This window comes from Streptomyces sp. NPDC102490 (genome assembly GCF_044765285.1).
Classification (GTDB): domain Bacteria; phylum Actinomycetota; class Actinomycetes; order Streptomycetales; family Streptomycetaceae; genus Streptomyces.
In genome coordinates, this window is the sequence record NZ_JBIWJU010000003.1 from 269,188 (window position 1) to 281,719 (window position 12,532).

Here is a 12,532-nt window from a genome sequence, read left to right on the forward strand (position 1 = left end):
TCACAGACGCCCCTATAACGCGGGGGTGTGGGCAACCGGTCTGACCAGGTTGAATACCTCGCGGGCTGCGTATCGCTTGAGGCATCCGATGATCTCGCGTCGAGTCTTGCCCTCCTGGGTGCGGCGTTCATAGTACGCCTGGGTGCGCGGGTCGTGGCGCAGCCGTGAAGACGATGCGGTGCAGGGCGGCGTTCGCCTGCCGGTCGCCGCCGTAGTTGAGCCGCCGGGTTCTTCGCCGGCCGGAGGAGTACTCGATGGGGCTGACTCTGCAAAGGGCAGCAAAGGACGCCTCAGTGTTCAGCCGCTCGGGGTTGTCTCCCATGGTGATCAGGAGAGTGACGGCGCTGTCCGGACCGATGCCCACCGGCACGAGCAGCTGTGGGGCGTGGCGTTCGACGAGCCGGGTCAGGCGTTGGTTCAGCTCGTCGATCTAAGCGGTGAGCTGCTCGATGCGCTCGGCGAGCATACGCAACGTCAGGTGGGTGGCCTGGGCCACCGCGTCCTCGTCTCCCCCACCGTCGTACGGGGCGAGGCGCGCGCAGGTTCGATACAGCTCGGCATTGCCCAGGCTGGACAGCTGTTCTCGCAGGGCGGGGTCAGCGATGACCAGGACGGCCTTGAGCTGGTTGATCGCCTGGGTGCGGGCCTTGACCGCGGAGTCCTTGGCGAGCTTGAACAACCGGGCACTGTGCACCGGACCGTCGCCGGACTTGGCCCGGGCCTGGGCGCGGCCGCTGAGCACGGCCCGCGCGGCGGCCTGAGCGTCGAGCGGGTCCGACTTGCCCAGCAGTCGGCGGGCCGAGCGGTCAGGCCGGTTCACTTCGAACACCTGGATCTGCTGGGCCATTAGGTAGCGGGACAGGCCCGCGCCGAAGGTGCCGGTACCCTCCACACCGGCCCTACGTACGGGCCCCCGCTTCCGGGCCCACAGGAGCAGCTGCCGGTAGCCAGCCGCCGTCGCCGGAGAGGACTCGGTCCCCAAGATCTTCCCGAGCGGGGAGATCACGGCGGCGACATGCACTTCACCGTGCGTGTCCACGCCCAGAACGACCTCGCGCCGAACGGGAGGATCCGTGCTCGAGGAGGTGCTGCGATGTCGGCTCGCCATGATGATTCGCCTCCCACGTGATGACGTGCTGCTGGACGGATGGCATCGGCCCGCTCGGACGGTCTGAACCGTGATGGCGCCTGGAACTCGGCAAGGCCCCTATAGGGACACGCCCTGTGGCTCGGTACCAGCTGGCACCATCCCGCAACGGCAGTCGACAAGCCTGTGACTGGACACTTCGGTCATAGATCTCACGAGTCAGACCCCCAACCGGGACGGCATCGCGCAACCGTCCCATCGACCCCGGCGCATCGGCACCTCCCGACCACAGCCGGAAAGCTTCGCCCGAACCAGTGCCCAACGCGGCCGAAGCAGGCTGAGAACGAGTCGACTCCCCACCCAGTCATGACCGGCAATGACTGACCACCCGGTCCCCGCCGGACAGTCTCGACCGGGCGGCCATGTCCGCGGGAGGAGGGCGGCAAATCCGTCGAGGGTTCCGGGTTCATGTTGTTGGAATAGCTGCTGGTTGCGAGGTGCGTCTGCAGGGTGGCGTGGGTACCGCGTAGCCACGTGATGTCTAGCGGGCTTGCACCCACGTCAGCTCGCTCGTTCGGACGAATCGAGTCGAAGCACCGGTCGCCTGCCAACGGAACTGACACCATGCCGCCGTCGTACGTCACTGCAAGTCGAAGGCGGACCATTGGAACGGCAGGTCAATGAGCGACAGCTCTCGGTGTTGCAGTGGGTGGAAGCCGGGTGTCCTGCTGGCATTTGGGAGACCAACTCCTACAAGACCACCTGTCAGGCACTGCACAACCGGGGCCTGGTAACGGTCTCCCGGAAAAGCGGGCAGTGGAGCGTCACCCTGACAAGCGCCGGCCAGCACTACCTGGCACACGGCACGTACCCTCCCCGCGGGTCAAGCCCGCGGAAGACCCAGGTCGCCGCTCCACGTCCCCAGTCTCCCCGAGCGCAGGTAACTCAGGCCGCCCTGCGGAAGCCAAGCCCTCCCTCGCAGCCTCGTGTGACGCTCACGGAGCAGCTGTTAAAGGAGCTCGCGGAGGCCGGCGGCAGGATCATCAAGAGCGGCAGCGGTCCTGACCTGGAGAAGTGGCCGTCCCGCGTCGCCGCCGCACGCAGATCCGGACGGATTCCGGAGGCGAAGGAACTGTACGGAAACTGGTGCCGCGACGGGTACGAGATTAAGCTCGTCGACATTCCCGCCTGGCGTCTTGCCGTCCTCGACACCGTCCCGGTGCCCTCGCGGCTCACTCGGCCGCACGCCGTGGTCCGGGCCATGCAGAACGAACGGCAGCCGCTCGGCCTGACCAAGCCCGTTCAAGGACGCGCTCTCCGGCTCATCCAAGCACTGATCACCGCTGCCGAGGCCGAAGGACACACCTGCTCGGCCGGTCAAACCGGCTTCGCACCTCCGTCTCATCGCCGCCGCAGGGCAAATCCTCACTTCACCATCACCGCCCAGGGCCAGACCGTGGGGTTTCTTGTCCTCCAGGAGCAGGACCGAGCCGAACACGTCGCTACCGAGAAGGAACTCGCCGACGCCAAGAAGCACTCTTGGGTCAGGATCCCCCGCTTCGACTACACCCCGTCCGAACGCCTCCGCTTCATCATCAGCGGCGGCCAGCCACACCGAGCGAGCGAATGGGCCGACACTCCCGGCCGTCCCCTCGAAGAGCAGCTCGCCGAGATCGCACAGGAGGTCACGCTGCGCGGCGAAGCCGCCGAACGCAGACGCCGGGATGAGGCCGAAGCGGCACGCCAGAAGCGGATCCGCTGGGAAGCCGCCATGGAACAAGCCCGCATCCGGTACGCCGAGGCGTACCGCGTCAGGCACCTGGAATCCCAGGAAGCGGCATGGCGCCACGCCACCCGACTGATCGAGTACGTGAGCGCGGTACGCACACGCGTCGAGGCCATGCCACCGGGGCAGACCAGAATCGAAGCCGAAGCATGGATCAGCTGGGCAGCATCCACCGTCGAGCGCCTCGACCCATTGCACACACCGCCCCGACTGCCCGACATCCCCGAACCACGAGCCGACGACCTGAAACCCTTCCTCGGGCGCTGGAGCCCCTACGGCCCCTGAGCCGCGATAGCGGACGCGCACCGACTGGTGGCACTCAGATGATCATCGGTGATCTCGGACAGAACGGCGCGGCCTCGTCGCACCCAATGTCGGATGTCGTCGACCGCGCTGAGCGCCGCTTCACGGCCGAGCTCGCGCGTGGCGACGTGGTCGATCTCCGAGAGCAGCAGCGGGGACATACCGGGAGCCCCGCAGCCATGATGGCTTCGTTTGACGCACGCTGCCCCCGCGATCGCCCCAGCGTGTCTGCAAGATCGCCGTACCGTCCACCGATTGCGCTCCGCACGTTGACGCACGCCCGGGACGCACTCCCGGCTCACGCTCCAACCCACCTCCGTACGCGCAGCTTTGGCGGCTTGTCACCAATCAACCTACATCCACTGGTGTTTGCTGCTTGAGATGTCATGGGCATTCTGTATGGGTCTGATCGTCGGCGTGGGTGCGACCTTGGGGGGCCGATGGCAAGAGGGGACGTCTGGGCGGGAAAGGGCACGACCGGATCGGTCGCGGACCTCGTCGCCCAGTTCGGCGAGGAGGTCAGGGCCAAGCTGCAAGGTCCCGCAGGGGCAGTCAGCAGTAAGGAGGACACCCTGACCGCGCCGGTGGAGCATCTGCTGCGCGGCATGGCCTCGCGGCAACGCCTCAAGCTCATCGTCCACGGTCAGAGTCGTATCAAGGAACTCGGGATACGGCCCGACTTCGCCATCGCCTGCGGCAGCAGGACCATAGGGCACGTCGAGCTGAAGCAGCCGGGCTCGGGGGCCGATCCGGAGAAGTGGTCGGTGAAGAGCCACGACCGCAAGCAGTGGGAGAAGATCAAGGCACTCCACAATGTGCTGTACACCGACGGATACCAGTGGGCGGTCTACCGTTTCGGCGTACAGGTCGGCCCGACCGGAATCCTGGTCGGAGACCTTGATTCCGGTAGCCGGCAACTCGTCGTCGCGGACACCGGGTTCGAGCGTGCCCTCACGCACTTCTTCCTGCCGGCGCCCATCGTCCACGACAGCGTCAACGAACTGGTCAAGCGCATCGCGGGAATCTGCGCCCTACTGCGTGACGAGGTCACCGAACGTCTCACCCGCGAGGAGCACGGGGAGGCTGACGCTGCGTTCTCGATCCTGGCCGACAACTGGAAGGACCTGCTCTTCCCCGACGCTCGCCCGGAGGAGTTCGCGGACCAATACAGTCAGACGCTGACGTTTGCCATGCTGCTGGCTCGTCTTGAGCACATTGATCTGGGCAGGCTCACGCTTCCCGAGGTCGCGATCCGACTGGGCAAGCGGCATTCCTTGATGGGCAAGGCGCTCGCGGTGCTGACGGACGACGCCCTCGACGATCTGCGTGGCATCATCGACCCGCTGATCGACGTCTTGTCGGCCGTCGACCCCGAGATGTTCAAGGACGAGACCGGAGACGCCTACCTCCACCTGTACGAGGGCTTTCTGAGCGCCTACGACCCGGAACTGCGACGGCGGACGGGTACGTACTACACGGCCGGCGAGGTCGTCCGCTTCATGGTCGGCTTCACCGACGAGGTGCTGCGAGACCGGCTCGGCCAGGAGGACGGGTACGGAAGCGAGGACGTCACCGTCGTCGATCCGGCCATGGGCACCGGGACCTTCCTCATCAACATCATCGACCACGTCGCCAAGTCCCTGTCACTGAAGTACGGCAGGACGCTCAAGTCCGGGCTTCTCCGAGAACTCTCAGGCCGACTGGTCGGGCTGGAGAAACAGACCGGGCCGTACGCCGTCGCCGAACTCCGTGTGCACCACGCCTTCCGGTCCCACGACGCCGACATCACGCGCCGCCCGCCGAGGCTTCTGGTGGCCGACACACTCGACGACCCTGCCGTCGAGCACCACCTGGGCTTCATGTACGAGGCGATCGCCCGCCACCGCCGAATGGCGAACAAGATCAAGGCGGACGAGAAGGTCATGGTGGTCATCGGTAATCCGCCCTACCTGCGGGGTGCGAGACAGTCGGGCGTCGGACGCTGGGTCACCGAGGGCAACCCGAACGGCCAGGGCCCGATCCTCGCCCGCTTCCACCCAGAGGACAACGGACGCGTCGGATACGCCCTCGACAACCTTTACGTCTACTTCTGGGCGTGGTCCACCTGGAAGGTCTTCGACCAGTTGGCCGCCTCGGGAGCGCCGAAGGCCCCCAGCGGGATCGTTGCCCTCATCACCAACTCCGGATACCTGGACAGCGAGGGCTCGGCCGGCATGCGCCACTACCTGCGCGAGGCCGCCGACGAGGGCTGGATCATAGGTCTCTCCCCCGAGGGCGCCTACTCCGACACGCGCACCCGTGTCTTCCAGGATGTTAAGCGGGAGATCTGCATCGCCGTATTCGTCCGCCGTGGCGCCCCGGACGCGGGTACACCGGCGCGGGTCTGGCGACTCGACGTCCCCGCGGGCACACGCGAGGAGAAGTTCAACTGGCTGGAAGGGCTTGGCCTTGACGGTCATCGCGACGGGACCTCCTGGCAACTATGCCCCACACAGTGGACCGCGCCTTTTCACGTCCTGTCCGACTCCGAGTGGTCGGCAATGCCAACGGTGGACGCCCTACTGCCCTGGACGAGCTCCGGCAACAAGAACAACCGCAGCTGGCCCGTCTCACCCAGCCGCGACGTCCTGGAGAGCCGGTGGCGCAGACTCGTCCAAGCCCCAGCGGAGGACAAGGCTGCACTGCTGAAAACCACCAGAGACCGCCGTCCGGATAAGCCGGAACCACCACTGCCCCGCCAGCAGGAGAGGGAAAGCCTTGCCGCGGAGAAGGAGCCGTTGCCGGTCACTGTTCCCTACGGCCGGATGACCTTCGACAGGCAGTACATCATCGCGGACAGACGAGTGATCGACTTTCCGCGGCCGGCCTTGTGGTTCGCCCACAACGACCAGCGTCAGATCTACCTGTCCGAACTCCACACGGAATCAGGCCGACCGGGACCGGCGGTGAGTTTCACTGCCCTGCTGCCCGACATGCACCACTTCAAAGGCACCGAAGGCGGCCGCGTCGCCCCTCTCTACCGCCACCCTCACCAGGCTGAACCAAACGTCACCCCTGGCCTGCTGCGTCTTCTCACCAAGACGCACGGCGTAACGGTCACCGCCGAGGACCTCTTCGCGTACATCGCCGGAACAGCCAGCCACAGCGGCTACACCCGCCGCTTCGCCGCGAACCTCGCCGAGCGCGGTGTCCGTATCCCCATAACACGCGACCCGGCTCTATGGGCGGAGCTCGTGGAAGTGGGCAGGCGCACGGTGTGGATCCACACGTACGGCCAGCGCTTCGCCTCCCACCACGACAGTTCACCTGGCTCGTCCCCAAGGCTTCCCCCGGAGGAACAACCGGAATGCGTCGTCGTGATCGGAGAGGACGACGGGTTACCTGCGGACATCTCTTACGACGCGTCCACGCGAACCCTCACGGTGGGCACGGGCTGCATACGTCCGGTGGCGCCGGAAGTCTGGCACTATCGGATCGGCGGGGTGCAGGTGATCCGCAAGTGGTTCAGCTTCCGCAAGCGCAAGCCAGACGTGGAACGGCAGACCCCGTTGAACGACATCCTGCCCCCGACCTGGCCTGCCCGGTGGACCGTCGACCTGCTTGACCTCATCAACGCGCTCGGGCTCCTCGTAGCCCTCGAACCCCGACAGGCCCGGCTGCTGGACGCCGTGAGCAGTGGCCCGCTCATCACCACCGACGACCTACGGGGCCAGGGCATCCTGCCGGTACCTGCCTACGCAACCAAGGAACCGAAACCGCCGCGGAAGTCTCGACGCGCCCCCGGGCCTGGTCAGGAGAGCCTCGGCTTCTCGGACTGATACCCGCCCGGCCTGAGTGCCTGACGCCCGCAACATCAACGGAATATTTGCGCGACGACGCCCCGCCGCAGACCCCGGCTCGGCGCAACCGCATCCAGTCTGGCGGTTGCACACGTCTGCTGCCGGCAGCCGGCGGCCCTTGCCGGAGAGGATTCGGTGCCCATGACCTTCCCCAGCTGGGAGACTGGAGCGGCGACGTGAACCTCGCCGTGCGTGTCCACACCCAGGTCGACCTCACCCCGATTGGGCAGATCCGTGCTCGAGGAGGTGCTGCGCTCTCTGAAGGAAACGGCTCTTCAGACTCATATGCGAGTGCAATCGCAAAGTGTAGGCGCGCCCCGAAAACGGTACAGGGACACGGGCCGCATGAGGCGCCCAACGCATTGTGCCTGACAGCGCAGCCGATCTCACGACGAAGCCGCGCCGGAGCTCTCCGGTGCGGCTTCGTCGTCTCACGGCTCCACGCACAGCCCCCAGGCGGGGCCACGCCGTATCACTCGTCTATCACACCGGGATCACCAACTGGGCGGACCCTCCCAGACCAGCAGGTCCTGACCTGCTATTTCATGCCCGCGCTGGACTGGCGTAGACGCCCCTGGACGGTCTCTACAACCTGTGCCAGGTGGTGCCCAGTGAGGGACCCAGGATCAGGACTGGTGCGTCTTCCGGCCCGTCAAAGCGGTATTGCAGGGTGTTCGGCGGTGTCTCACTCACGCCCCGCACCCTCTCACGTCTCACGAAATCTCACACAGCCGGGGGAATCCTGCGACCCGGCGCTTCCGCGGCTCGACTCGTCGGGCCCTGCCGGTGTCCGGCCGGCCGGTTCACCGGATCGCGTAGGCCCAGAAGGTTCGCGGCAGCTGCCGGTCCGGGGTTCTTCGGCTCACTAGGCGGCGCGGACCTCCACGCCGAGTGTTCTGAGCTGCTCGATGACCGGGTCGTGCGGATCGGCGTCGGTGATCAGTCCGGTGATCTTCTCCCACGGCAGGACGCGGTACGGCGATGCCGTACCGATCTTCTCGCAGGAGGCGAGGACGTAGGTGTCCGCGGCCCGGGCGGACAGGGCGCGCTTCATGGCCGCCTCCTCGGCGTCCCCCGTGGTCAGCCCGGCCTCGGGATGGACGCCGGTGACGCCGAGCAGGCACAGGTCGGCGGAGACGTTCTGCGCGGCCTCGACCGCGGCGGCGCCACAGGTGACGGCCGAGTGCTTGAAGACGCGCCCCCCGAGGAGGAAGAGCTCCGCCCGCGGATGGTCGATCAGGGCCGTGGCGATCGTCGGACTGTGGGTGATCACCGTGCAGGCGAGGTCCTTCGGGAGCGCCCGCGCCACGGCGAGTGCGGTGGTGCCGCCGTCGAGGATCACCGAGCCGCCCGGCCGCACCAGCCCGGCGGCCACCGAGGCGACCTTCCGCTTGCCGTCCGGGGCCACCGACTGCCGGGAGCCGTAGTCCACCACTGCGGGAGACGCGGGCAGCGCGCCGCCGTACACCCTCTGGCACAACCCCTCCGCGGCGAGATCGCGAAGGTCACGCCGCACGCTGTCCTCGGAAATGCCCAGGTCGGCGGCGACATCCTTGGCCACGATCTTTCCCGCGCGGGCGAGCAGACCGAGCAGGTGCTCGCGTCGTTCAGCGGCCAGCATCCACGTTCCTTCCTGTTCTTGCACGTTTCTGCATGTATCTTAGCTGACATGACCGACAAGCCCCTGCTCATCCTCATCGCAGGCCCCTACCGTTCCGGCACCGGCGGCGACCCGCAGGCCATGGCCGCCAACCTCGCCCGTCTGGAGGCGGCGGCCTGGCCCGTCTTCGCGGCCGGGCATCTCCCTGTGATCGGCGAGTGGATCGCCCTGCCCGTCCTGCGCTCCGCCGGCGCGGGCCCCACCGACCCACTGGCCAACCAGGTGCTGTACCCGACCGCCGACCGGCTCCTCACCCATTGCGACGCCGTGCTGCGTCTGCCGGGCGCATCCGCCGGCGCCGACCAGGACGTCGCCACCGCCCGCCGCCGCGGCCTGCCCGTCTACCACGACGTCGCTGAGATTCCGCGCCGCATCCCGCAGGAGACCATGTGAGAAGCCGCCCGGGTGTCGACACCCCCGATCACCGCGGACGCACCGGTCTCCACCTCGCCGGACGCGACCTCGCCCGCAACCCCGACGTCCGGATACGCGACGTCGAACTCACCTCCCAGGGCTGGCACGTCCTGCGCCGCACCACCTTTGACTATCGACGCCGCGACGGACGGTGGGAGACCCAGCAGCGCGAGACCTACGACCGCGGCAACGGCGCTGTCGTCCTGCCCTACGACACCGAACGCGGCCGCGTCCTGCTCACCCGCCAGTTCCGCTACCCCGCCTACGTGAACGGCCATCCCGACGGCATGCTCATCGAGGCGGCGGCCGGACTGCTCGACGCGCAAGACCCGCACACCGCGATCCGCCGCGAAAGCGCCGAAGAACTCGGCGTCCGGCTCGGCCCCCTCACTCACGTGCTCGACGCCTACATGAGCCCGGGCTCCGTCACCGAGCGCCTCCACTTCTTCGCCGCCCCCTACACCCCGGCCGACCGGACCGGCGCGGGCGGAGGAGTCGAGGAGGAAGGCGAGGACATCGAAGTCCTCGAACTGCCCTTCACTGAGGCCCTCGCCATGACCGGCGACGGACGCATCAGCGACGGCAAGACCGTCATGCTCCTGCAATGGGCGGCCCTGTCGGGGCCCTTCGCCCGGCAGCAGAACGCCTGAAAGCCCGCCTCCAGAGACCCCGGCCGGACTCTGCCCGCTCAACGCCTTCGCTTGATGACGAACGCCGCGGGCCGACGACCATCGCGCCTGCTCCCGCCGCGACGGCTCCGGCAGCATTACGGCGCGTAGCGGCGTCCCACCATGCAAGCGAAGCCGGGTTCCCTGCGAACCGCGTCATTCCGAAGACAGGCGAAACTCATATTCGGGGCGGTCCCACGGCACGGCGGGCGGGTTCGCGAGCACGGTGCCGATCCGCACCGCGCCTGCGCGGTGGTAGAAGTCCTCGGCGGGAGGATGCGACACGACCTTGACACGGTCGAGCCCGGCGGCACGGGCCTCGGACTGCATGTGCGCCACAAGCAGCCGTCCGATACCCCGTCCTTGCGCTTCGTCGGCGACGAACAGCAGGTCGAGCTCCGGTGGGGCGAGGACGAGCGAGTAGAACCCGAGGACCCGGCCTTCCCGCTCGTCGGCGCCGACGGCCACGAAAACGCGGTGGGCCTCGATGTAGTCAGGCCCGACCCGGTAGCCCGCGACTGCGGCCGCGTACTGACCCTCGTAGGCGCCTGAGCCACGCACGAGCCGCGTGAGCCGTTTGGCATCCCCCGCGACCGCCCTCCGAATCGTGACCGGCAGGCTGATCGGAGAAGTGCGTGACGTCATCGGGAGAGTATTTCGCACCGGGGAGTGCCTTCGTGCGGCAGGTCGGCTGCCCGGGGCAGGCGTTTCGCACACCGCTAGCGGGAACCGCTCGGCAACTAGGACGCCCGAACCGCTGCGGAGGAGCCGGAAAACGGGGTGGCCCACCACGGGTTCGCGTCCACCCGGCGCCGCCCTCACGAACCGCAGCAGCCGCCCGCCGCGGTGTCCTCGGTGTCGGCGCGCACCGCCGCGGGCGCGGTGAGCTGGACGAGCCGCGGTTCCGGTGCGGCACAGCAGCCGCCGGCGTCGGTCTGCCGGGAGTCGGGGGTGTCGAACAGGCCCGCGCCGCCGCAGACTCCGGTCTCGGGAAGGGTGAGTTCCACGCGGTCGGCGGCGTCCAGGTCGCCAGCGATCGCGGCGGCGACGGAGCGGACCTGCTCGTACCCGGTCATGGCGAGGAAGGTGGGGGCGCGGCCGTAGGACTTCATGCCGACCAGGTAGACGCCCTGTTCGGGGTGGGAGAGCTCGCGGTGGCCGTGCGGGTAGACGGTGCCGCAGGAGTGCTGGTTGGGGTCGATCAGCGGGGCGAGTTCCACCGGTGCCTGGAGGCGCTCGTCCAGGCCCAGGCGAAGTTCGTCCAGGAAGGACAGGTCGGGGCGGAAGCCGGTCAGCACGATCACCTCGTCCACCGGGTCGAGGCGGCGCCCGTCCTCGCCGACGAGGACGAGGAGGCCGTCGGCATCGCGTTCGAACGCCTCGGTGCGGAAGCCGGTGACCGCGTCGGCGTGCCCCTGGTCGACGGCGGTCTTCGCGGCGAGGCCGAGGGCGCCGCGGGCGGGGAGCTGGTCGGCAGTGCCGCCGCCGAAGGTGGAGCCGGAGATGCCGCGGCGCAGGACCCACACCGCGTGCGTGCCCGCACCGTCCTCCGACTCGGCCAGCTCGGCGAGGGAGGCGAGCGCGGTGAACGCGGACGCGCCCGAGCCGATGACGGCGGTGCGCCTGCCCGCGTACCGGGCGCGGACGGCCGGGTTCCGCAGGTCCGGCACGCGGTAGGTGATCCGGTCGGCCGCCGCCTTCTCACCGAGCGCGGGCAGGCCGCTGCCCCCGGCCGGACCCGCCGTGGCCCAGGTACCGGAGGCGTCGATCACGGCGCGGGCGAGGATGCGCTCCTCTCGGCCGTCGGCGTGCTCGACGTGCACGACGAACGGCTGCCGCTCCCGGTCGGCGTCGACGATCCGGTCACGGCCGGCCCGGGAGACACCGGTGACGGCGGCCCCGGTGCGGACCCGGTCACCGAGGGCGTCGGCGAGGGGCCGCAGGTACCGCTCGGCCCACTCTCCGCCGGACGGATACGTCGCCGGGTCGGGCCGGGTCCAGCCCGTGGCGGCGAGGAGCTTTTCGGCGGCCGGATCGACGACTTCGCCCCAGGTGGAGAACAGGCGTACGTGGCTCCACTCACGCACGGCCGCGCCGGCCTTGGCGCCCGCTTCGAGAACGAGGGGCTCGATACCGCGCTCGACGAGGTGGGCGGCGGCGGCGAGTCCGACCGGTCCGCCCCCGATGACGACGACGGGGAGCTGCTGGGTGCTCATGATGCTCGGTCTCCTTGACGGGCGACGGCGGTCAGCCGGGGGTGGCACGGAGGGACCACTACGGCTCCTTGATTCGACGTCTGTCGATATCCCTCCCCGTCTCGGAGCTTGGCACCCGTATCGACGAGTGTCAACATAGACGTATGTCGAAATCAGAGGCCCTGGAACTCCCCGTCCTTCAGGGCGGTGACGTCGTGCCGTGCTGCCCGCCGATCACCGCCGGGGAGCTGTCCCCGGCGGACGCGGAGAAGATGGCCGCCATGTTCAAGGCGCTGTCCGACCCGGTGCGCCTGCGCCTGTTCTCCAAGATCGCCTCGCATCCGGGCGGGGAGGCGTGCGTGTGCGACATCGCGGACGTCGGCGTCTCGCAGCCGACCGTCTCCCATCACCTGAAGAAGCTCCGCGAGGCCGGCCTGCTGACCTCCGAACGGCGCGGCACCTGGGTCTACTACCAGGTCGCCCCGTCCGTGGTGGCGGCCATGGCGGCCATGCTCGACCTGCGCGGCTGACCGCCACCGAGGCCGGCGGCGAGCCCGCTCGGCCACCCCCGGCCACCACC

The 12,532-nt window shown here is 68.6% G+C and carries 10 protein-coding genes and 1 pseudogene; 5 read left to right on the plus strand and 6 right to left on the minus strand.

The genetic code is table 11. The annotated features are described in order from the left end of the window. Nucleotides 1-127: 127 nt before the first annotated feature. A complete protein-coding gene (locus ACIRGB_RS07820) occupies nt 128-322 on the minus strand; it encodes a transposase (protein WP_403859846.1) in 195 nt (64 codons plus the stop codon). Nucleotides 323-430: 108 nt separating this feature from the next. Then, nucleotides 431-1,039: a transposase gene (locus tag ACIRGB_RS07825; RefSeq protein ID WP_403859849.1), complete on the minus strand. Its 609-nt coding sequence runs from the start codon at nt 1,037-1,039 to the stop codon at nt 431-433. A 1,036-nt stretch (nt 1,040-2,075) separates the two neighbouring features. Here ACIRGB_RS07825 and ACIRGB_RS07830 point away from each other — a divergent pair. Continuing rightward, on the plus strand, nt 2,076-3,158 hold the full coding sequence (locus tag ACIRGB_RS07830) for a hypothetical protein (protein ID WP_403860655.1): 1,083 nt from the start codon (nt 2,076-2,078) through the stop codon (nt 3,156-3,158). Nucleotides 3,159-3,161: 3 nt separating this feature from the next. Here the strand turns inward: ACIRGB_RS07830 and ACIRGB_RS07835 are convergent. Next, a pseudogene (locus ACIRGB_RS07835) lies at nt 3,162-3,357 on the minus strand (VapC toxin family PIN domain ribonuclease); the annotation flags it as partial. Nucleotides 3,358-3,616: 259 nt separating this feature from the next. Between ACIRGB_RS07835 and ACIRGB_RS07840 the strand changes: the two are divergent. Further along, nucleotides 3,617-6,994 carry a type ISP restriction/modification enzyme gene (locus ACIRGB_RS07840; RefSeq protein WP_403859852.1) on the plus strand — a complete coding sequence of 1,126 codons (3,378 nt, stop codon included), beginning with the start codon at nt 3,617-3,619 and terminating at the stop codon, nt 6,992-6,994. 886 nt (nt 6,995-7,880) lie between these two features. On the opposite strand, the gene ACIRGB_RS07845 is transcribed toward ACIRGB_RS07840, so the two are convergent. Further along, a complete protein-coding gene (locus ACIRGB_RS07845; protein ID WP_403859854.1) occupies nt 7,881-8,636 on the minus strand; it encodes a DeoR/GlpR family DNA-binding transcription regulator in 756 nt (251 codons plus the stop codon). A gap of 48 nt (nt 8,637-8,684) precedes the next feature. Between ACIRGB_RS07845 and ACIRGB_RS07850 the strand changes: the two genes are divergently transcribed. Together ACIRGB_RS07850 and ACIRGB_RS07855 are read left to right on the plus strand one after the other, a co-directional pair. After that, a complete protein-coding gene (locus tag ACIRGB_RS07850; RefSeq protein WP_403859857.1) occupies nt 8,685-9,068 on the plus strand; it encodes a DUF4406 domain-containing protein in 384 nt (127 codons plus the stop codon). After that, nucleotides 9,065-9,739 carry an NUDIX domain-containing protein gene (locus tag ACIRGB_RS07855; protein WP_403859859.1) on the plus strand — a complete coding sequence of 225 codons (675 nt, stop codon included), beginning with the start codon at nt 9,065-9,067 and terminating at the stop codon, nt 9,737-9,739. The genes ACIRGB_RS07850 and ACIRGB_RS07855 overlap by 4 nt, the downstream gene beginning before the upstream one ends. A gap of 174 nt (nt 9,740-9,913) precedes the next feature. Here the strand turns inward: ACIRGB_RS07855 and ACIRGB_RS07860 are convergent, their stop codons facing one another. Both ACIRGB_RS07860 and ACIRGB_RS07865 read right to left on the minus strand, forming a co-directional pair. Continuing rightward, nucleotides 9,914-10,402, minus strand: coding sequence for a GNAT family N-acetyltransferase (locus ACIRGB_RS07860; protein ID WP_403859862.1), 489 nt, complete (start codon nt 10,400-10,402; stop codon nt 9,914-9,916). Between the two features lie 173 nt (nt 10,403-10,575). Continuing rightward, nucleotides 10,576-11,973, minus strand: coding sequence for an NAD(P)-binding domain-containing protein (locus ACIRGB_RS07865; RefSeq protein WP_403859865.1), 1,398 nt, complete (start codon nt 11,971-11,973; stop codon nt 10,576-10,578). Nucleotides 11,974-12,116: 143 nt separating this feature from the next. On the opposite strand from ACIRGB_RS07865, the gene ACIRGB_RS07870 reads away from it, so the two are divergent. Then, nucleotides 12,117-12,482 carry an ArsR/SmtB family transcription factor gene (locus ACIRGB_RS07870; protein WP_403859868.1) on the plus strand — a complete coding sequence of 122 codons (366 nt, stop codon included), beginning with the start codon at nt 12,117-12,119 and terminating at the stop codon, nt 12,480-12,482. Nucleotides 12,483-12,532: the final 50 nt, after the last annotated feature.